Here is a 20985-nt window from a genome sequence, read left to right on the forward strand (position 1 = left end):
TTCCCGCACGCGCATCGGCGGATCTACGCAAGGATGGTGGGCTGTGAAGTACGCCGATCCTGGTCGCTGCCCCGACTGCCGGGAGGCCTTCGAGCCCGGCACCAGCCCCTGCCCGCACTGCGGGCTCCCGCTGGAGAACGCCGTCGCGCAAGAGCTCTACGGCACCCTGCTGCGGGCCGACGTACTCATGACGCGGTTGCGCTCGATCCGGGAGGAGGCGAGCCGAGCCGCGCACCGGACCCCGCCGCCCGCTCCCCTGCCGGTCTCCGCTCCGCCCGCGGCGCCGCCGCAGATCCAGCCCGAGCCCGAGGCCACACCGCTCGCGGACCCGGCCGCGACCGCCGTGGCCGGACCGGCGCCGTTCCCCGGTGCTCCGGTCGCCCGGCGGGCACCGATCACGGTGCCGCTGATCCTGGTCGGCGTCGGCGTGCTCTTCCTGCTGGTCGCTGGCGTCATCTTCCTCGCGGTCGCCTGGGCCACGATGGGCGTCGGCGGCCGCACCACGATGCTGCTCGTCTTCACCGCGCTCTTCACGATCGGTGGCGCGGTGCTGATGCATCTCGAGCTGCGTGCCGGCACCGAAGGCGTCTGGACGCTCGCGCTGGGACTGCTAGCCCTGGACATAGCCGGCATGAAGTACGCCGGTTGGCTCGACGGAGTCGACTGGGACCGGGGCTTCCTGGTCATCGTCGGCGTGGTCGTCTTCCTGGCCGGCACCGCGATGTCCCTGATCGGCGCGCGTAGCGAGAAGCTCACCGCGGTGATCGGGCCACAGGTGGCGGCCGCCGGCGGCGTACTCACCGCCCTGATCGGTCTCGAGCTCATCTCCGACCTGATCTGGTTCCCGCTGATCGCAGCGGTCATCGCCCTCCTCGTGGTGATCGTGGCGAGCAAGACCGACCTGCAGGCGCTGACCCTCGGCTCGATGGTCGTGATGGCGGCTTTCTGGTTGATGCTGCTCGTCCGAGGCCTTGCCGATCCCGCCCTGACCGGCTCCGAGCTGCTGCGGGGCGGCACCCTGCCGCTGCTGCTCGGCGCCGCCGCGGTGCTGACGGTCGTGGCGCTGCTGTTCCCGCTGCCCAAGGACGCGAAGGTCGCGATGGTCGGGGTGTCTCTCCTGATCGCCGCCTACACCTTCACCCAGCCCGCTCTCGATGACGGTGCGGTCACCCTCACGGTCGTGGCCGTGGTGGTCACCCTGATCGCCGCCGGCGCGCTCGTCGCGCTCCCCAGGCCCTGGCGCTGGGCAGCCGCCGCGTTGACGCCGTACGCCGTGGGCCTGGGCATCGCCGTCCTCATCCTGGCGGTCTCGGCCGCCGTCCGGCTCGCGGCCGTGCCCTGGACCGAGTCCGCGTTCTCCCCGGTCACCGGTCCGGAGTCGTTGCTGCCGGGCTGGCTGACGCTGCCGGCGATGCTCGCGATCCTCGCCCTCGGGACCGCCTGGTTCTACCGCTCCAACCCGCCCGCGTTCCGCACCTACCGGCCCACGGTCGGCTGGATCACCTTCTCCGGCGGCGTCACCGGATTCGCGATCACGGCGGCCTGCTACGGCGCCCCGCTGCTGTTCCCGGCGCTGCTGCTGCTCGGTGTCGCCGTCGCGCTGGCCTGGTGGGCGGAGCGGTGGCCACGGCTCCTCGCCGCCGGCATCTTCGGGCTGGTCGCCCTCGGCGCGGCGCTGCCCAGCGACCTGCTCACCGTGGTCGTCGCGCTCGCGCTGGCGGCGGTGGCTGCGTACGCGGGTCAGGGTCTGCTCGGCGCCGACCGCGAGGTCGTCGCCAGCTATTCCGTCGCGACGCTCACCCTCGGTCTGTGGTCGCTCGCGCCGCTGATCGACGTGGAGCGGCAGTGGGCCGCGTGCGTGATCGTCACGGTCCTCGGGCTGATCACGCTCTTCCGCTTCCGGGGATCGGGTTGGTGGGCGGCCGTGGCCTGCGCCGCGATCTCGATCGGGATCGGCGCGGTCGACGTGACCTGGGCGGCGGTCCTACTGACCATCGCGACCATCCTCGCCGCGGCCATCGGCCTGCACCACCGCCAGCCTCCCGCGCTGGCCGTGGCAGGCACCGTCGGGCTCGGCGCGGCCACGGCAGCGGTCCTCTCCAACGACGTGCTCGCGCTGGTCGTGACCCTCATCCTCACCGCCCTGGGCCTCGTCGTCGACCGCGTCCAGTCGGGCACGACCAGGGAGGTCGCGACCGCCTACTGGATCCTCGCCCTGACCGCCACCGTGTGGCAGGCGGCCCGGCTGGCCGACATCGAGCGTCCCTACACCGCTGTGGTGGTCGTCGTGGCGATGGGCGTCATCGTTCTCGTACGCCGCAGCCCCGCCATCGAGGCCGCGGCCGCCACCGGTGCCGCGGTGTCGATCGGCCTGGGTGCCTTCGAGGCCGGGGCGCTCGACACCGACTGGCTGGCGATCCTCCTGCTGATCGCCGGCGTCATGTGCATCGCGACGATCCTGCGACACGAACCGCAGCAGTCCGGGCCACGGCTCACGGTCGCCGGTCTGCTCGGTCTGGGATCGCTCGGCGCCGCCTTCACCAACGAACTGCTGGCACTGGTCGTGGCCGGGGTGCTCACCGCCGCGGCGGTCGCCGTCGACCGGCTCACCCAGGAGCTGCAGACCAAGGCCGTCACCGCGCCCTACTGGATCATCACGCTGACCGCGTTCTGCTGGATGTTCGCCAACCTCAGCGACATCCCCCAGCCGTACGCCGCGGCCGGGATCATCGTCATCCTGACCGTCGTCACCATCTTCCGGCTGCTGCCCTCGGCCGAGATCACCGCCGCAGTCGCCGCGGTCGTCACGATCGTCGTCGGCACGGTCAGCCTTGGACCCACGATCGTCCTGACCCCGGACGGGCCGACCGCGGTCGGATCTCGCGGAGTCGATCTGCCCTGGTTGAGCATCCTGCTGACCCTGGCCGGAGCCGCCGTCTCCGCGCACGCGATCGCCCACCACGAGCGTCGCTGGCTGGGGTGGGCCGGTGCCAGCCTGGCCACCATCGCGCTGTGGATCCGGCTGGCCGACACCTCGGTCACGACCTGGGAGTACTACACCCTGCCGCCCGCGATCGCGCTGGTCGTCTTCGGCGTGGTCAAGCTCCGCCTCGACAGAGACGTCGCCTCGCTGCCGGTGCTCGGGCCGGGCGTCTTCCTCGCGCTCATCCCGTCCGTCCCGGCAGCCCTCCAGGACCCGGTCTCGACGCGGACCGCAGTGCTCGGCATCGCCTGCCTGGTCTTCATCCTCGGCGGCGCCTGGCTGCGCTGGGCAGCACCTCTGGTCGGTGGCGCCCTGGTCGCCTCTGTCCTGGCCCTGGCGCAGATGCCGTCGGCGCAGGCGCTGCAGCAGTGGTGGGTGCTCGGAGCGGCCGGACTCCTGCTGCTCTTCCTCGGCATCACCTGGGAGGCGCGGCTCCACGACCTGCGCCGGGCCACCGCATATGTCCGGGGGCTGCGTTAGGGCGGTGCCCACGCGCCCGGAAGACTGGAGCCGATGTTCCCCGAATTCAAGATCGTACGTCGCCAGCGCCCCGTCACGATCGCGGTCGAGTCCAGCACCTTCCCCCGGCCCGCGGCCAACGCCGCGATCGAGGCGGCGTGTGACGGCCCGGTCTCGCTGAGCTTCACCTCGGGTGGGGACGTGCTCACCGGGTTCTACAACGGGCGGCGGGTGTCGCTGGCGGTGGCGACCGGGTCAGGGCGTACCTCTCACGCGAGTCGGCGCCACGGCCGGGTCGGACGTGGGGTCGGACGGTTCGCGCTGACGCTGACGGGCACGATGCTGACCGCGCTGACCTATGAGGGCGGCGTGTGGGTGGCCCGAGCACGGGTCGATCTCACCGAGGTCGGGATCGAGCCGCGTGACGAGTCGTGGCTCGCCGGCCTGAACACCGGCCACGAGGGCTCCGCCGAGGACGTACGCAGCGGCGCCTTCGGACAGCTCGGCCTACGTGACATCCGGGTGGTGACGTACGCCGACGGCTCGCCGTTCCGCGAAGACGACGGCACCTTGCTGCTCACCGCCACCAGTGCCGGCCCGGGCTTCTTCCCCACGGCGCACACGTCGGTGTGGGCGCTCGACCCGGTGACGTACGACCTCGTCCATCGCGGGGCGCTCTACTTTCTCCGGGACGGGCTCGTCTACGGCGACCACGCCACCCACCTCGTGCGCGACGGCGACGAATGGCTGGTCACGACGAGCACGTGGGGTGGTTTCAAGGCTCCGGACAAGACCGACCCCAGCAAACCGTGGAGCCCGGTCGGGGTCACGATCGCCCGCTCACGCGCGGACCTGACCCGAGGCGAGCACGTCCTCGACTCGACCCCGCTCGCGCTGCCGACGGACGGGCTCATGTCGGTCGGCGTCTGGGATCCCCATGTCGTACGCCGTGACGACCAGTGGCTGGTCGGCTACGTCAGCGCCAGGAAGTACTTCGACTTCCATACGGTGCTCGCCAGCGGACCAAGCCTGGACGCGCTCAGCCTCCGGGCAGCGCGAACCGACCGGACAGCCACCGAGGGCACCACGCTTGTCCCGCTGGGCGGCACAGTCGTCGTCGGCGCCAGCGACGGACGCGACAACCCGCGTCGCGTCCGTGCTCGCTACCCGATCTTCGACCTGGACCTCAACGAGGTCGCAGAGCTCCGATCGGCGTACGTCACGAACCTTCCGTGGCCCACTCTGATCCCGGTGGGGGACGAGTGGTTGCACGTCGCCTTCGACGGCACGCCTCACGGCGGCCGGCTACCCGGCTACGGCACTCACGGGGAAGTAGTGATCAGCCGATCAGTCTGAGGGGATGTCGACCAAGACGTTGCCGCCGTTGGCCGACAAACCCTAGTCGCGCGAGGATCCCGCGTCGTAGTCCGACCAGTCGTCGTAGTCGTCCGGCTTCGGATCGGACTTCTGACTGGTGTCTTCATCACCGTGAAGTTCGCGCGCAAGGGCCCCGAAGTCCGTCTCATAGGTCCGGTACTTCAGGTCGCGTGCGACCTTCGTCTGCTTGGCTTTCGCTCGGCCGCGCCCCATAGGGTCCAGCCCCCTCGTCGCACTTGGCCGGGATAGTCCCGGGCTGTTCACAGGTTTCTCGTAGGGATAACGCTACCGGTTCATGCCAAGAATCCGCACGCCGGGGTGTCGAAAATCCGTTCGCTAGGAGCGAATGTTACTGAGGTCACACGAATCTGAGCCTGACGACTCGTCATTCGCCGTTCATCCGGACGACAGATTGAGGGGTCGGACGGTTGTCTCGCCGCGCATAGCCTCCCTTCCGATTCTTGGGAGACCTGACAACAACGCGTCTTGAACGGAAATGCAGTGACCGAACTGAGCGACATCCAGACCGACACCGCCTGTCCCTCGTGCAGCGACGAGGCTGCGCCCGCCGTCACCGACGGCCGGCGCTCCATGTTGTCCCTGCTTCCCATGGCTGGACACACGCGCGGCAAGCGCAGCGCGGTGACCTGCGCCCTCAAGTGCGACAGCGCTTGCGCCAAGCCCGCCCCCAACACCTCCGACAACGAGTACTTCCGCGACATCGCGGGATCCGTGTTCAGCCGCCGCAAGATGCTCGGGTTCGCCGGCATCGGCGCGGGAGCGATCGCGCTGGGCGCGGCCTCCCCCGCCGCCGCGGCCGCCGCGACCGCTCCGGCGACCGCAGGCGGCCTCCAGACCAAGCCTGGCCACGGTCACGGCCGTCCCGGCAACCTGCCGTTCGCGCCGATCGCCCCGGTGCCGGCCGAGACCGACAAGTTCGTCGTGCCCCGCGGCTACACCTGGGAACCGATCGTGCGTTGGGGCGACCCGATCCTGGCTGGCGGCGAGCCTTTCGACGCCTCCGCGCAGACCGCCGCGAAGCAGGAGCTCGCCTTCGGCTACAACGCCGACTACCTCGACATCATCGTCACCAACAACGCCGGCACCAAGGCGCTGCTCTGCAACAACCACGAGTACGTCAACGCCGGCATCATGTTCCCGCCGGACCTCGACGCCACTGAGGCCGTGAAGATCGCCATGGCCGCTCACGGCTTCTCGATCGTGGAGCTGGAGCGCTCCCGCAAGGGCAAGAAGTGGACGTACGTCCAGGGTGCCCCCAAGAACCGCCGGATCACCGCCACCACGACCTTCACCGCCACCGGACCGGCCGCTGGATCCGACCTGCTCAAGACGGTCGACGACCCGACCGGCAAGACGATCTCCGGCATGGTCGGCAACTGCGCCGGCGGCACCACCCCGTGGGGCACGATCGTCACCGGCGAGGAGAACTTCAACGGCTACTTCCTGACCGCCGGGACCAGCGCCGGCGACAAGCGCTACGGTCTCGCGAACGGGGAGAAGACGACGTACGGCTTCGAGACGGTCGAGGACCGCTGGGACGCCCGCAAGGCGGGCTACGAGAACGAGCCGAACCGGTTCGGCTACATCGTGGAGATCGACCCCACCGACCCGACCTCGACGCCGCGCAAGCACACCAACCTCGGCCGTTTCAAGCACGAGGGCGCCAACGTCACGATCTCCAAGTCCGGTCACGCCGTCGCCTACATGGGCGATGACGAGCGGTTCGACTACCTCTACAAGTTCGTCTCCAAGGGCAAGTACGACCCGCGCAACCGCGCCGCGAACCTCGACCTGCTCACCGAGGGCGACCTCTACGTCGCGCGCCTCTTCGGCGACTCGGCCCCGGCCGAGATCGACGGCTCGGGCACGCTGCCGGCCGACGGCAAGTTCGACGGGTACGGCCAGTGGGTGCCGCTGGTTCTGAACGGCGCGAGCCGGGTCCCGGGCATGACCGTGGCCGACGTGCTCGTCTACACCCGCCTGGCTGCCGATCAGGTCAACGCGACCAAGATGGACCGCTGCGAGGACGTGGAGCCGTCGCCGAAGACCGGCAAGGTGTACGTGGCCTGCACCAACAACACCGACCGCGGCAAGGTGGGCAAGGAGTCGGCCACCGAGCCCAACCCGCGCAACACCAACCGTGACGGCCACATCGTCGAGATCACCGAGGCCCGCGGTGACGCGGCCGCCGGCACGTTCACCTGGTCGCTGCTCCTCGTCGCCGGGGACCCGGCGACCAACAAGTCGACCTACTTCGCCGGCTACCCGGCCGACAAGGTCTCGCCGATCTCCTGCCCCGACAACCTCGCCTTCGACTCCGAGGGCAACCTGTGGATCTCCACGGACGGCGCACCGAGCACCATCCAGAAGTGCGACGGACTGTTCAAGGTCCCGCTGGAGGGACGCGAGCGAGGAAAGGTCCAGCAGTTCCTGTCGGTGCCTCGCGACGCCGAGACCTGCGGTCCGGTCATCCACGACCGCGACGGCTCGGTCTTCGTCGCCGTCCAGCACCCGGGCGAGGATGGCTCCTGGGACGACCAGCGCTCGCTGTTCCCCGACTACGTGGAGGGCGAGGCCGCCGTCGGTGAGTTCGCGGGTCCGCGGCCGTCGGTCGTGCAGGTCTTCAAGCGCTGATCGTCGGCGGGACGGAATACCCGGTTAACCGGTGAAACCTGCACTTCTCAGGCGTTGCAATGCCTGAGAAGTGCAGGAATACCCGGTTAACCGGGTATTCCTACGCGATCACCAGCCGGCGTAGGAGCCGGTCAGCTCGACCTTGCCGCCGGGGGTGGCGGTGACCTCACCGGCGGCCCAAGAGCGGATGTCGTAGCCGGCGAGGATGCGTACAGCCTCGTCGACGTCCTCGGGGTCGATCAGCGCGACCATGCCGACGCCGCAGTTGAGGGTCATCTCCAGATCCTCCAGCGCCACGGAGCCGGTGCGACGTACGAGGTCGAAGACGGGCGCGGGGGTCCAGGTGGTGCGGTCGATGCGCGCGGAGAGCTCCGGCGGCATGACCCGCTCCAGGTTGGCGGCGAGGCCGCCTCCGGTGACGTGGGACATGGCGTGGGTCCGGGTCCCGCGGGCCAGGTCCAGGCACGCCTTGGCGTAGACGCGGGTCGGGGTGAGGAGCTCCTCGCCGAGCGTACGGCCGAACTCGGCGACCTGCGCGTCGAGCGTGTAGGCGCCGGAGTTGAGCAGCACGTGGCGGACCAGGGAGTAGCCGTTGGAGTGCAGGCCGGAGGCCTCCATCGCGAGGACGACGTCGCCTTCCTTGACCAGGTTCGCGCCGAGCAGGTTGTCGGCCTCGACGACGCCCGTGGCCGCGCCGGCCACGTCGTACTCATCGGCCGCGAGCAGCCCCGGGTGCTCGGCGGTCTCGCCGCCGACCAGCGCGCAGCCGGCCTCGACACAGGCCTCAGCGATGCCCTTGACGATCGCCGCGACCCGCTCCGGGACGACCTTCCCGGTGGCGATGTAGTCGGTCATGAACAGCGGCTCGGCGCCGCAGACGACCAGGTCGTCGACGACCATGCCGACCAGGTCGAACCCGATCGTGTCGTGCTTGTCCAGCGCCTGCGCGATCGCGACCTTGGTGCCGACACCGTCGGTGGAGGTGGCCAGCAGCGGGCGCTCGTACGCCTTCAGGGCACTCGCGTCGAAGAGACCGGCGAAGCCACCGACCCCGCCGAGCACCTCGGGGCGCCGGGACTTCTCGATCCAGACCTTCATCAGATCCACGGCGCGGTCGCCGGCGTGGATGTCGACACCTGCTGCGGCGTACGCGTTCTGGCTCTGAGTCACGTCAAGATCTCCGATCACGGGTTGTTCAGGACCGGAAGGGCCTTGCCCTCGGTCGGGGACTGCAGCGAGACCTCGAGGAGGTGCTTGCCGAGCATGCTCTCGTCGGGCAGCTCTACGGGGTATTCGCCGGTGAAGCAGGCGGTGCAGAGCGCGGTGCGCTCCTGGCGGGTCGCCGAGATCATCCCGTCGAGGGAGATGTATCCGAGCGAGTCCGCACCGACCGAGGCGGCGATCTCGTCGACGGAGAGGCCGTTGGCGATCAGCTCGGCGCGGGTGGCGAAGTCGATGCCGTAGAAGCACGGCCACTTGACGGGCGGCGACGAGATCCGCACGTGGACCTCAAGGGCGCCTGCCTCACGCAGCATCCGCACCTGGGCGCGCTGGGTGTTGCCGCGCACGATCGAGTCGTCGACCACGACGACCTTCTTGCCGCGCACCATGTGCTCGAGCACGTTCAGCTTGAGCCGGATGCCGAGCTGGCGCAGGGTCTGGGAGGGCTGGATGAAGGTACGCCCCACGTAGCCGTTCTTCACGAACGCCTGACCGAAGGGCAGGCCGCTCTCCAGCGCGTAGCCGGTCGCGGCGGGGATGCCGGACTCGGGCACCGGGATGACCAGGTCGGCGTCGACCGGGAACTCGCGAGCCAGCTCGCGGCCCATCTCGACGCGGGACTCGTGGACGTTGCGGCCGGCGATGTTGGCGTCGGGGCGGGCCAGGTAGACGTACTCGAAGACGCAGCCCTTGCGGTCGGCCTCGGCGAACCGCACCGAGCGCAGGCCGGACTCGTCGATGATGATCATCTCGCCGGGCTCGACCTCGCGGACCACGCTCGCGCCGACGGTGGCCAGCGCGGCGTCCTCCGAGGCGATCACCCAGCCGCGGTCGAGGCGGCCGAGCACCAGCGGGCGGATGCCCTGCGGGTCACGCGCGGCGAACAGGGTGTCCTCGTTCATCCACACCAGCGAGAAGGCGCCGTTGATCGTCGGCAGCACCTCCAGCGCGCGCGCCTCCAGCGAGGAGTCGGGGTGGAAGGCGAGCAGCTCGGTGAGCAGGGAGGTGTCGTTGGTCGAGACCGGGGCGTGGCGGCCCTCGGAGTGCTCGGGCAGCGCCTCGACGGCCGAACGCATCTCGGCGACGTTGATCAGGTTGCCGTTGTGGCCGAGGGCGACGGAGCCGTCCGGCGTCGGCTTGAAGATCGGCTGCGCGTTCTCCCACACCGAGGCGCCGGTGGTGGAGTAGCGGGCGTGGCCGATGGCGACGTGGCCCTTGAGCGACTCCAGGGTCGGCTCGTCGAAGACCTGGCTGACCAGGCCCATGTCCTTGTAGACGAGGATCTGGCGTCCGTTGCTGACCGCGATACCCGCCGACTCCTGGCCACGGTGCTGCAGCGCGTACAGGCCGAAGTACGTCAGCTTCGCGACGTCCTCGCCCGGCGCCCACACACCGAAGACCCCGCAGTGGTCCTGAGGACCCTGGTCGTGGGGGTCGAGGGCGGCGGTGAGCCGGCCGTCGCCACCCTTGCGTCGGGACACGTGCCTACCTGAGCTGGTGAGGTTGACCACGGCACCGAGTGTAAGGCCGTCCTTCGGCGATCACCGAACCCTTGACCGTCCTGTAAGAGTGGTCACATGAACGTCTCGGGATCACGAATGCAAAGAACTATCCACGTCTGACCTACCGCCCGGGACGGTCTTCCCGGATAATCGACCTGATGACTTCTCCAGCGCCCAAGCCCGCCGGCGGTCACCGACTGACGGTGCCACCGGGATTCGCCCCACCACCGTTGGGCGGGAAACGCGCCAGAAGCGACCTCACCACGACGATGACCACGATCACGACCGATCTGGCCGAGATCGGTGGTCTGCTCACCCCCGGCGAGGATCTCTCCGACCTCCAGCTGATCGCCGACAGCCTGACCGCGCTCGCGGGTTTCGAGGTGGCCTCGATCAGCATCGCCAGGCCCGATGACCATATCCACATCGCGGTGGTCTCCGGGCCTGAGTCCGTACGCAGCGGGAGCCTCGGCATCGCCACCCCGGTGGCCCAGCTGGACAAGGAGCTGGCCCGAGCCGACGACTGGGGCTCGTTCAAGTTCGTGCCCGCCGAACGCCGCGACGCCGATTCCCAGGCCCTCGGCTGGACCCCGGACATCGCCCGCGGTCCCCACCCCAACTCCTGGGACCCGCACGACCTGCTCTTCGCGCCGCTGCGCGATACGCTCGGCCGGCTGCGCGGGGCACTCATGGTCGACCTGCCGACCGACGGCCGCCGACCGGACATGGAGAAGCGGGCGGTGCTCAGCCGGCACGCAGCCCAGGCCCAGCGCGCCATCCTGCTCGCCCTGGAGCGTGAGGAGCTCTCGGAGCAGGTACGCCTCGCCGAGGCCGCCCGCGACGTGATCCGCCGCGCCGGGCGCGAGCTGGACCCCGACGAGATCCTCAACTCGCTGAGCACCGGGCTGGTCGACGTGCTCGACCTGACCGACTTCTGGCTGCACATGTCCAAGCCGGGCGGCCGCGGCATCCGCACCAAGGTCTACCGGGAGGACTTCAAGCTCCCGATCGAGGACCTGACCAGCCCGTTCATGGTCGACTACGGGCAATACCTCTGGGACCAGCGCAGCATCACCGTGCAGACCCCCGACGGCGCCGAGCGGCTCCCCCACCCCGACCCGGAGACGCAGCAGCTGATCACCGACTGGATCCGCCACTACAAGGTCGGCTCGATCGTCGGTGTCCCGATCGGCTCGGGCCAGACGTGGTACGGCGCGATGCTCCTCGGCCGCGGTCCCGACAAGCCCCACTGGAGCGAGCTCGAGCTGATCACGGCCGCCGACCTCGGCCGCGACTTCGGCCGCGTGGTCCACAACTCCAGGGCCTACCTGCGCCAGAAGGCGGCGGTCGACTCCCTGCGCGAGCTCGAGGCCCACAAGAGCCGGCTGATCGCGACGGTCGCCCACGAGCTGAAGAACCCGCTCTCCGCGTTCCGGTGGAACATCGAGTCGCTGCCCTACGCGGAGTCCGAGGAGGAGTACGCCGAGGTGCTGACCGCGCTGACGCGCAACCGCGACCGCACCGAGAAGATCGTGGCCGACCTGGCGATGCTGTCGAAGGTCTCCGACCCCGACCACCTGCCGACCACGGTGCCGATCCAGGTCGCGCCCGTGCTCGAGGAGGTCCACAGCCAGCTCAGCGCCGAGATGCCCACCAGCGACGCCCACGAGCTCGTCTTCGAGATGCCGTCCGACGACGTCTACGTGACCCTTGCTCCGGGCGATCTGGACCGGGTGGTGATCAACCTGGTCACCAACGCGATCAAATACAGCCCCGAGGGCGGTCAGGTCATCGTGAGCACGCGCACCAGCCCCGGCTGGTTCGAGCTCCGGGTGACCGACCACGGCCTCGGGATCTCGCCGGAGGACCAGGACCGGCTCTTCACCGAGTTCTTCCGTTCGACCAACCCCACCGCCCTCAAACAGCCGGGCACCGGACTCGGTCTGACGATCGTGTCTCGAATCGTCAGTCGACGCGGCGGACTGATATCCGTCGACTCGACCCCTGGTGTGGGAAGCACATTCCGTGTGACGCTGCCCATTGTTTAACCTTACGCACCGGTAACGGGTTGCGTTTCCATCTCGGCGGAGAACTCATGACCAGTACGCCCTCAGAGGGTCCGGACGCGCCAAGCGGCGCCTCCGAGGCGTACCCGAGCCCGGATCCCGGTCTGCAGCTGATCGCGGAGGGGGTCACCGAGCTCGTCGGCTTCGGCGCCGCCGTGATCAACATCCGTCGCGGGGACGAGTTCGAGATCGTCGCGGCGTACGGGGACGAGAGCGGCCACACCGTCGAGGGCGAGATGACCGTCGCCGAGATGCTCGGCACCCGGTTCCCGGTCTCGGTGGTCACCGACCTGCTGGACATGTCCGTGGACTGGGGCGACATCAAGTTCGTGCCCCACGAGAAGAACACCATCGGTGAGGCGGAGGGCTACTGGGTCCCCGACACCGACGAGGACATCCTGAAGGACCCGCAGGACTGGCACCGGCTCGACGAGCTCCTGGCGCCCTTCTACGACGAGAACGGCGAGCTCGTCGGCGTACTCTCGATCGACCGCCCGACCAACGGCCGCAGGCCCGGCCGGCGCCAGCAGCGGATCCTCAACCGGTTCGCCCGCCAGGCGCGGCGTACGGTGCTGCTCACCCTGCAGCGCGAATACCTCGAGGAGCGGGCCAACAACCTGATCGAGGCCCAGAGCTTCCTGCGCGAGGCCAACTCCCAGCTCGGTCTCACCGGGGTGCTCGAGGCCACCCAGGAGGCGATGAGCCGCGGTCTCGACGCCGACGGCCTCTACGTGCAGGCCCAGGACGGCGAGGGCGGGTCCGTGGCGTACGCCTCGCCCGGCCTGGGGTGGACCGCCACCGAGAGCAACATCGCGGCCGGTCAGGCCTACCAGAGCACTCGGCTGTGGAACGAGGGCCAGCACGCCATCGTCAACCGCGAGCTGCTCCTCCACACGCTGCATCACGGTGGTGCCGAGCGAAGGAAGTTCGCCAGGCTCGGCATCGAGTTCCTCGATGCCGTCGGGGCCGACTCGCTCCTGGTCGTGCCGATCGGCGTGGAGACCACCGCGCTGGGTCATCTCGTGCTGGTGCGTGGCTCGGGCCGGCCGCGGTGGACCGACGCCGAGGGGCGCCTCGCGATGGAGTTCGGTCGCGACTTCGGGCGCATCGTGCTCACCTCCAACGCCTACACCCAGGAGCGTGACCTCGCCCAGAGGCTCGCCACCGCCGACAAGGTGCACAGCCGGCTCATCGAGGCCGTCGCGCAGGAGCTGCACAACCCGCTGACCGCCCTCACCACCGGCATCGACGCGATGCGTCACGAGGACCGCGGATCGCCGACCTGGTTCCAGCAGGTCGGCAACCTGATCAGCCGGTCCGACCAGCTGGTCGCGATGGTCGACGACCTGTTGCTGTTCTCCCGCTTCTCCGACCCCTCCTCGCGCCCGACGCTGACCTACGTCGACCTGACCTCGCTCCTGCAGGAGATCTTCGAGCAGAGGACGTACGAGTCGGAGAAGCGTGGCATCGAGGTGAGCCTCGACGTGCCCTCGCGCAGCGTCCAGGTGCTGGGCGACCGCAGCGAGATCAAGGCGGCGATCCTCCGGCTGGTCGACAACGCGCTGGTCTACACCCACCGCGGCGGCCACGTGCGGCTCTACATCGTGGAGAGCGCCAGCGAGGCGGCCATCTCGGTGACCGACAACGGGGTCGGCATCCCGGCGGCGGAGCAGATCCAGGTCTTCACCGAGTTCTACCGCGGGTCCAGCCAGGCGATCGGCGGCCGGAAGGGCGTCGGCCTCGGGCTCAGCATCGTCGACCGGGTCGCGCGCCGCCACGACGGCCGCGTCACGCTGCGCTCGGAGCCCGGCACCGGCACCCGCGTCTCCCTCGTCCTTCCGTTGGCCAACGACGCCACCTCGCATGGTTAACCAAACGTCACAATCTGGTCGAGACGGTCGCCTACGGCTGCACAGCGCGCGCGTTTCGTGCAACACTCCGTGGTGCCCAGGTCCTCAGGACTGCCACGCAGTTGCAACACCCTCCCTGACCGACCTACCCGAGAGCAAGGATGCCCCCACCACAGTCAGTCGATGCCCTCGACGTGCCTGCGAGCACGCCGAGCAGGACGTCGCTGCCGGTGGCAGATCCCGCACTCCAGATGATCTCCGAAGGCATCTGCGAGCTGCTCGGCTTCGGCATCTCCGCGATCAACGTCGTCCGCGGCGACGAGCTCGAGGTGGTCGCGGTCCACGGCTTCACCAGCGGTCTGAACGCACACGGGCGACGGCAGACGGCCGAGGAGATCCTCGGCACCCGGTGGGCGCTCTCCGACCTGCGTGACAACCTCTCCCGCGGCGAGAACTGGGGCTCCTGGCGGTTCGTCCCCCAGGAGCGGGTGAACCTTCACGAGGGCAGCTGGGTCTCCACCACCAACATGATCGACGCCCCCGACGCGTGGCACCCCCACGACATGCTGATCGCGCCGATCCTCGGTGACGACGGCTCCATCCAGGGCTGTCTCTCGGTCGACATGCCGGTCAGCGGCCGACGGCCCGACTTCACCCAGCGCCGGGTGCTCAACCGGTTCGCGAAGCGCGCCCAGCGGGTCGTGCGCGGCTACCTCGAGCGCGAGCGGCTCTACGAGCGCGCCGCGAACCTCGAGACCGCCAAGGAGTTCCTGCGCGACGCCAGCTCCAAGCTCAGCCTCGCCGACGTGCTCGACGCCAGCCACGACGCGCTGATCCGCGGTCTGGGCGCCGACGGGATCTGGATGGCGACCAAGGGCCCCCACAACGAGATGGTCGTGCACGCGACCCCGGGCCTCGACTGGGACCCCGACCCGGGCCTGGCCGCGCTCACCTCGCGGAACACCTCGCGTTACTGGGCGGAGGGCACCTACTCGATCCTGTGCCGCGAGCGGATCGCGGACTCCTCGGAGTGGAACGAGCAGGCCACCGTCGCCAACAAGTTCTTCGAGACCCTGGGAGCGGAGAGCGCCCTGGTCGTACCCGTCGGCGCCGACCATGAATGGCTCGGCCACATCGTCCTGCTCCGCTCGCCCGGGCGGCCCACCTGGACCGACGCCGAGGGCCGGCTGGCGATGGAGCTGGGCCGCGACTTCGGACGCATCGTGCTCACCGCCAACGCCTACACCCAGGAGCGCGACCTCGCCCAGCAGCTCGCCCACGCCGACCGCGAACGCAACCGGCTGATCGAGGCCGTCGCCCGCGAGCTCCGGATCCCGGTGAACGCGCTCGGCACCTCGCTCAACGCGCTGGCCGGCGAGCACGCCAACACCCTGCCGTGGATCGTCCAGGTGGAGACGCTGACCGTACGCAGCGCCCAGATCGAGGGCATCGTCAGCGACCTGCTGCTCCTCTCCCGAATCCGCGACCCAGCCAACGCCCCTGGCGAGACCACGATCGAGGTCTCCGAGATGCTCGACGACGTGCTCGACGAGCTCGATCCCGACGCAGCGCAGAAGGACATCGAGTGCGTCCTGACGACCCCGACCGGACCTGCGTACGTCGTCGGTGACCCGCGCGAGCTTCGTGCGGCCTTCCTGCACCTGGTGAAGAACGCGCTGACCTACAGCTACCGCGGCTCGCGGGTGCAGGTGATGCTCTACAGCGCCGGCAGCGAGGTCACGATCATCGTCGCCGACGCCGGCGTCGGCATCGCCTACGAGGAGCAGCCGGAGGTCTTCGACCCGTTCTACCGAGGCTCCAACTCCGCGCTGGGTGGTTCACGCGGAGCTGGGCTCGGGCTGACGTTGGTCGAGCAGATCACCAGGCGCCACCACGGGTTGGTCGAGCTCGACTCACGCCCTGGTGAGGGCACCCGGGTGGCGCTGACGCTGCCTGGGAGCTAGGAGCTTCCCAGCTTCTGGAGCAGCAGCGCCTCGGCGACGACGACCCTCCGGAACTCGGCGAGGTGGAGCCCCTCGTTGGCACCGTGGGCGCGGGTGTCGGGGTCCTCGACGCCCGTGACCAGCACGCTGGCCTGCGGGAACGCCTCGAGGAACTCCGCGATGAACGGGATCGAGCCGCCCACGCCCATGTCGATCGGGGCGGTGCCGTCCCAGGCCTCGGTGAAGGCGGCACGGGCCGCGTCGTAGGCGGGGCCGGTCGCGTCCAGGGCGATCGGCTCACCGGTGTCGACGACCTTGGTGGTGAGCTCGGCGCCCCACGGGACGTGCTTCTCCAGGTGCTGGGTGAGGGCGGCGACGGCGTTCTCGCCGGTGTCGCCGGGGGCGATCCGGATGGTGACCTTGGCGCGCGCGGTCGGGGACAGCGTGTTGGAGGCGCCGTCGACCTTGGGGGCGTCCAGACCGGTGATCGTGATCGCCGGCTGCGTCCACATCCGCTCGACGGCGCTGCCCTTGCCGACCCACTGCAGGCCGGCGAGCGCCCCGGACTCGGCGCGGAGCCGCTCCTCGGGGTAGTCGACGTCGGCCGCCGGACCCGAGACGAGCCCCTCCACCGCGGGAGCGCCGTCCTCGTCCCAGAGGGTGTTGAGGAGGCGTACGAGGGCCATGATCGCGTCGGGAGCCAGACCGCCCCACATGCCGGAGTGGACCGCGTGACCCAGGGTGCGGAGCTCGACGTCGACGCGGATCAGACCGCGCAGCGACGTCGTCAGGGCCGGGACGCCGATGTCCCAGTTGCCGGAATCGGCGATGACGATGACGTCGGCCCTCAGCTTGTCCTGGTGCTTCTCGAGCAGCTGGGGCAGCGTCGCAGAGGCCACCTCCTCCTCGCCCTCGATGAAGAGGCGCACGGTGACCGGGAGGTCGTCACCCAGAGCCCGGACCGCGCCGATGTGGGCCGCGATGCCGGCCTTGTCGTCGGCCGCACCGCGCCCGTAGAGCCGGTCGCCGACCTCGGTGGGCTCGAACGGCGGGGTGTCCCAGTCGGCGTGGTCGTTCTCCGGCTGGACGTCGTGGTGGGCGTAGAGCAGCACCGTCGGGGCACCCTCGGGGCCCTTCTTCTCACCGACGATGGCCGGCGGGGCGCCGTCGAAGGCGCGTACGATCTCCACGTCGAAGCCCTCGGCCGCGAAGAGGTCGCGGGTCTTCTCCGCGCTCTTCTCGACCTCGCTCAGGCGCTCGGGGTCCGCGCTGACGGACTCGATCCGCACCAGGTCCTCGAGGTCCTTGCGGATCCCGGGAAAGAGGTCGTCTACACGGGCCTTGATGTCTTCGGTGGAGAGGGTCATAGGGTGAGATTACAAGGGGAGGTACGGCGACAGGTCGGTGCGTTCTCCTGAGGCCCTTACCCGGCCCTGATCGACGGCATCGGACCAGGTCATCGCCCCGGTGGCGAGGGTGATCCAGGTGACCGCGTCGGTCTCGATCACCGCCGGCGGCGTGCCGCGGGTGTGCCTGACCCCTTCGATGCACTGCACCGCGGCGTACGGCGGGACGCGCACCTCGACACTCCTGCCCGGCGCGCGCTCCTCGAGCACGGCGAGGAAGTGCTTGGCGAGGAGGCGGAGATCTGCCTTGGCGGGCTCGTCGGCGCGTACGCGATCCAGAGCATCGGCCACGTCGGCGGCGGCCGCGGGCTTGAGTCGTGCTGGCACATCGACACCCTATCTGCGGCAGTTGCCCACCGCGGCGGCGCGCGACCACTACGCTCCGTTGACGTGGGACTGGAGAGACTCGAGTCGGAGATGGTGCTGAAGACCGTCGAGACGCTGCACGGACGGATCGCGGCACGCTTCCCCGACCGCGGTCTGGTGAAGGTCGCCGAGGAGCTGGCCGGCCTGATCAGGGAGTCCTCCGGCGTCGGGGACCGGCTCCGGCAACGGTTGGTGTGGACGCGCGCGGCCTCCCGCGTGCTGATCGTTGCGGTCCTCGCGCTGACGCTGGCCGCCATCATCTGGGGCCTGGCGACGGCGTTCGGCGACGAGACGCTCACCGGGGTCCAGTGGCTGCCGCTGATGGAGAGCACCGTCAACGACCTGATCTTCGCCGCGGTCGCGATCTTCTTCCTCTACACGATCCCGGAGCGGCTGCTGCGGTCGCGCGCGCTGAAGCTGCTGCACCGGCTGCGCTCGCTGGCCCACATCATCGACATGCACCAGCTCACCAAGGACCCCGAGCGGCTGCGTACGGGGTTCAAGGAGACCTCGGCCAGCGTCCAGTTCACCCTCGACGCCGACCAGCTGATCCACTACCTGGAGTACTGCTCCGAGCTGCTCAGCCTCGTCGGCAAGACGGCCGCGCTGTGCGCCGAGGACTCCCAGGACAACGTCGTCCTGGACACGGTCAGCACCGTCGAGGGCCTCACCGTCGACCTCTCCCGCAAGATCTGGCAGAAGATCCAGGTCGTCGGCGAGCTGCGCGAGGACCAGTCATCCTCAGCTGTTTAGGCTCCGTTGCATGAGTTCACGGACGGAATGGTCGATCCTCGCGGTCGACACCGGCTCCGGTGAGACCCTGGTCGAGTCCACTCCGGACCTGCTGCTGCCGGCCGCCAGCGTCGCCAAGATCTTCCTGCTGCACCACCTCGCCGAGCTGCTCGACGATGACCCGTCGCTGGGGCAGCTGCTGCTGCGCAAGGACAGCGTCACGCCGGTCGCCGACAGCGGCCTGTGGCAACACCTCGACGCCCCCTCGCTGACCATGAACGACTGCGCCCGGCTGGTCGGCGCGGTCTCGGACAACCTGGCCACCAACGTTCTCCTCGACCACGTCGGCCTGGCTCCGGTCCAGGCCGTCGCGCGGCGGCTGGCCGCGGGCGGGTCGATGCTGAACGACTCGGTCCGGGACGTACGCAGGCCCGAGGACCCGCCGATGCTCTCCGTCGGCTGTGCCGCCGACTGGGTCGCCTACTTCCGTACGCCGCACCCCACCGTCTTGTCCTGGCTGGCGCCGTCCACCGACCTGTCGATGGTCTCCGCGGCCTTCGGCCTGGACCCGCTGTCCCACACCGACCCTTCCCCCACCGATCTGGGCGACCTGCGGGTATGGAGCAAGACCGGCACCGACGACGGCGTCCGCGCCGAGGTCGGGCTGCTCGACGTCGGTGGCCGGCAGGCGGCGTACGCGGTCATCTGCCGTTTCCAGGGTGAGGTCATCCCGGTGCTGGCTCAGATGCGGGCGTACGGCACGCTGATCCTGGATGCGTTGCAGGGCGGCTACGCTCCAGGTCCCGGTCCGGCACGGTAGGAGATCAGTTGTTCAGCATCGACCTCGGGAACGGCGCGGAGATGGTCCTGCGTGACCGATCGACCGACTTCGCCGTCCACAAGCTCATCAACGCCAACCTCGACCACCTCCGCGAATGGGAGCCGTGGGCTCACGGACAGCAGACCATGCTCAGCGTCGCCGGGTTCGGCACCTACCTGCTGGGCCAGTGGGTCCAGGGCGAGGCGATCCCGTGCGTCATCCGCCAGGACGGCGAGGTGGCCGGGGCCACGACCGCGCGGATCAACCTCTACGAGAAATCGGCCACGATCGGCTACTGGCTGGGCGAGGCATACGAGGGCCGCGGCCTGATCACCCGGGCCGTCTCGGCGCTGCTGGACACCCTCTTCAACGAGTACGACATCGCCCGGGCGATCATCGACACCTCGGTCATGAACAAGCGCAGCCGTGCGGTCGCCGAGCGTCTCGGCTTCACCCACGAGGGCACCATGCGCGGCGCGCAGGCCTATCCGGGCGGGCGCCGGGACCTGGTGGTCTACGGGCTCCTGCGCGAGGAGTGGCCGGCCCGATCAGGACGTGACGGGGCCTGAGCGGACGAACCGCTCCCCCGCCTGCTTGACCAGCTCGGCCAGCTCGGCGGGCTGCTCGACCGTGAAGTCGGCCTCGACGCCGGCGAGGATCATCATCGGCCAGCTCAGATCGTCGACCTGCATCCGCAACCGGCAGCCACCCTCGGCGGGCTCGACCTCGCCCCAGCGCCCCACCCGCCGCGCGACCACGTCAGGCTCGATGCCGAAGAGGACGCAGACGTCGTGGGCTGCCGGGCGGGCGCGGATCCCCGCCTGCACGTACGTCGCCGCGTCCCCGCCCGGGATCTCGCGGGGACGGAACATCTGGCCGGTGGTCATCGGGTCGCTGACCCGGTCGACGCGGAAGGAGCGCCAGTCCTGGCGGACCCGGTCGTAGGCGAGGAGATACCAGCGGTTGCCGAGCGTGACCAGCCGGTGCGGCTCGACGCGGCGCTGGGTCGGCTCGGCCTCGGGCGCCTGATAGGTGAAGGTGAGCACCTCGTCGTCGCGGCAGGCCTGCGCCAGGATCCCGAGCACGCCGGCGTCCAGCGGCACCCGGCCGCCCCACGGGATGGAGTCGGTCTGCGAGGTGACCGCGTCCATCCGCCGTCGCAGCCGCGGCGGCATCAGCGCGACGACCTTCCCCAGCGCCTGGGCGGAGATGTCCCCCATCCCCGCGACCATGCCGGCAGCCGCGGTGCGCAACCCGACCGCGATCGCGACCGCCTCCTCGTCGTCGAGCAGCAACGGCGGCAGCGCATTACCGGCCCTGAGCTGGTAGCCGCCGGCCACTCCTCGGGTGGCGTCGACGTCATAGCCGAGGTCGCGCAGCCGCTCGATGTCGCGCCGCAGCGTACGGTCGCTGACCTCGAGGCGTACGGACAGCTCCGTGCCGGGCCAGAAACGGTGGGTCTGCAGCAGGGAGAGGAGCTGCAGCATCCGGGCGCTCGTACTCATGAGTCCGACCTTAGATGCCATTCCGGTCAGTTCGTGGCCTGATTTCCCGGGAACCTGGTCGAGCCCGCGGGACGGTCGGCTCGCCCCCTCCTCGAGCCGA

15 protein-coding genes are annotated in these 20985 nt (G+C 69.8%); 9 read left to right on the plus strand and 6 right to left on the minus strand.

All coding sequences use genetic code 11. From position 1 onward, the window contains the following. The first annotated feature begins 43 nt into the window (after positions 1-43). Complete coding sequence (locus ABZU72_RS14785) at positions 44-3463, plus strand: hypothetical protein (RefSeq protein WP_355019595.1); 3420 nt, start codon at positions 44-46, stop codon at positions 3461-3463. A gap of 33 nt (positions 3464-3496) precedes the next feature. Then, positions 3497-4798 carry a hypothetical protein gene (locus ABZU72_RS14790; protein WP_355019596.1) on the plus strand — a complete coding sequence of 434 codons (1302 nt, stop codon included), beginning with the start codon at positions 3497-3499 and terminating at the stop codon, positions 4796-4798. Positions 4799-4840: 42 nt separating this feature from the next. Here the strand turns inward: ABZU72_RS14790 and ABZU72_RS14795 are convergent, their stop codons facing one another. Then, complete coding sequence (locus ABZU72_RS14795; protein WP_160026710.1) at positions 4841-5032, minus strand: DUF3073 family protein; 192 nt, start codon at positions 5030-5032, stop codon at positions 4841-4843. 288 nt (positions 5033-5320) lie between these two features. On the opposite strand from ABZU72_RS14795, the gene ABZU72_RS14800 reads away from it, so the two are divergent. Continuing rightward, positions 5321-7474 carry a PhoX family phosphatase gene (locus ABZU72_RS14800; protein ID WP_355019597.1) on the plus strand — a complete coding sequence of 718 codons (2154 nt, stop codon included), beginning with the start codon at positions 5321-5323 and terminating at the stop codon, positions 7472-7474. Positions 7475-7582: 108 nt separating this feature from the next. Here ABZU72_RS14800 and purM read toward each other — a convergent pair whose 3' ends face one another. Both purM and purF read right to left on the minus strand, forming a co-directional pair. Continuing rightward, a complete protein-coding gene (gene purM, locus ABZU72_RS14805) occupies positions 7583-8644 on the minus strand; it encodes a phosphoribosylformylglycinamidine cyclo-ligase (protein ID WP_355019598.1) in 1062 nt (353 codons plus the stop codon). Positions 8645-8658: 14 nt separating this feature from the next. Further along, positions 8659-10176 (minus strand): amidophosphoribosyltransferase, encoded by a 1518-nt coding sequence (gene purF / locus ABZU72_RS14810; protein WP_355019599.1) that lies wholly within the window; start codon positions 10174-10176, stop codon positions 8659-8661. A gap of 179 nt (positions 10177-10355) precedes the next feature. Here purF and ABZU72_RS14815 point away from each other — a divergent pair, with 179 nt between their 5' ends. From ABZU72_RS14815 to ABZU72_RS14825, 3 genes are all read left to right on the plus strand, one after another. Further along, complete coding sequence (locus tag ABZU72_RS14815; protein ID WP_355019600.1) at positions 10356-12245, plus strand: HAMP domain-containing sensor histidine kinase; 1890 nt, start codon at positions 10356-10358, stop codon at positions 12243-12245. A gap of 47 nt (positions 12246-12292) precedes the next feature. Then, the gene (locus tag ABZU72_RS14820; protein ID WP_355019601.1) at positions 12293-14134 is read left to right on the plus strand and encodes a HAMP domain-containing sensor histidine kinase; all 1842 of its coding nucleotides are present in this window, start codon (positions 12293-12295) and stop codon (positions 14132-14134) included. Positions 14135-14343: 209 nt separating this feature from the next. After that, positions 14344-16077: an ATP-binding protein gene (locus ABZU72_RS14825; protein ID WP_355019602.1), complete on the plus strand. Its 1734-nt coding sequence runs from the start codon at positions 14344-14346 to the stop codon at positions 16075-16077. Here ABZU72_RS14825 and ABZU72_RS14830 read toward each other — a convergent pair. Continuing rightward, complete coding sequence (locus ABZU72_RS14830) at positions 16074-17423, minus strand: dipeptidase (RefSeq protein WP_355019603.1); 1350 nt, start codon at positions 17421-17423, stop codon at positions 16074-16076. The two genes, ABZU72_RS14825 and ABZU72_RS14830, sit on opposite strands and share 4 nt — an antisense overlap. A gap of 9 nt (positions 17424-17432) precedes the next feature. Beyond that, positions 17433-17789: a sterol carrier family protein gene (locus tag ABZU72_RS14835; protein ID WP_355019604.1), complete on the minus strand. Its 357-nt coding sequence runs from the start codon at positions 17787-17789 to the stop codon at positions 17433-17435. A 63-nt stretch (positions 17790-17852) separates the two neighbouring features. Here ABZU72_RS14835 and ABZU72_RS14840 point away from each other — a divergent pair, with 63 nt between their 5' ends. Genes ABZU72_RS14840 through ABZU72_RS14850 form a run of 3 tightly spaced genes read left to right on the plus strand, consistent with a single transcriptional unit; the run spans position 17853 to position 19949 of the window. Beyond that, positions 17853-18581 (plus strand): hypothetical protein, encoded by a 729-nt coding sequence (locus ABZU72_RS14840; RefSeq protein ID WP_355019605.1) that lies wholly within the window; start codon positions 17853-17855, stop codon positions 18579-18581. A gap of 10 nt (positions 18582-18591) precedes the next feature. Continuing rightward, a complete protein-coding gene (locus ABZU72_RS14845; RefSeq protein WP_355019606.1) occupies positions 18592-19380 on the plus strand; it encodes a serine hydrolase in 789 nt (262 codons plus the stop codon). Positions 19381-19388: 8 nt separating this feature from the next. Beyond that, positions 19389-19949: a GNAT family protein gene (locus ABZU72_RS14850; protein ID WP_355019607.1), complete on the plus strand. Its 561-nt coding sequence runs from the start codon at positions 19389-19391 to the stop codon at positions 19947-19949. Here ABZU72_RS14850 and ABZU72_RS14855 read toward each other — a convergent pair. After that, entirely contained in the window at positions 19929-20885 is a 957-nt protein-coding gene (locus tag ABZU72_RS14855) for a YafY family protein (protein WP_355019608.1), read from the minus strand. The genes ABZU72_RS14850 and ABZU72_RS14855 overlap by 21 nt on opposite strands. Positions 20886-20985 lie beyond the last annotated feature (100 nt).

The organism is Nocardioides sp. NPDC004968 (assembly GCF_040608935.1).
GTDB lineage: Bacteria > Actinomycetota > Actinomycetes > Propionibacteriales > Nocardioidaceae > Nocardioides.

Excerpts from the sequence above, each read along its gene's own strand:
- ABZU72_RS14845 (WP_355019606.1), top strand. The coding sequence starts at position 18,592 with ATGAGTTCACGGACGGAATGGTCGATCCTCGCGGTCGACACCGGCTCC.
- ABZU72_RS14795 (WP_160026710.1), bottom strand. The coding sequence starts at position 5,032 with ATGGGGCGCGGCCGAGCGAAAGCCAAGCAGACGAAGGTCGCACGCGAC.
- ABZU72_RS14855 (WP_355019608.1), bottom strand. The coding sequence starts at position 20,885 with ATGAGTACGAGCGCCCGGATGCTGCAGCTCCTCTCCCTGCTGCAGACC.
- ABZU72_RS14790 (WP_355019596.1), top strand. The coding sequence starts at position 3,497 with ATGTTCCCCGAATTCAAGATCGTACGTCGCCAGCGCCCCGTCACGATC.
- ABZU72_RS14815 (WP_355019600.1), top strand. The coding sequence starts at position 10,356 with ATGACTTCTCCAGCGCCCAAGCCCGCCGGCGGTCACCGACTGACGGTG.
- ABZU72_RS14820 (WP_355019601.1), top strand. The coding sequence starts at position 12,293 with ATGACCAGTACGCCCTCAGAGGGTCCGGACGCGCCAAGCGGCGCCTCC.
- ABZU72_RS14830 (WP_355019603.1), bottom strand. The coding sequence starts at position 17,423 with ATGACCCTCTCCACCGAAGACATCAAGGCCCGTGTAGACGACCTCTTT.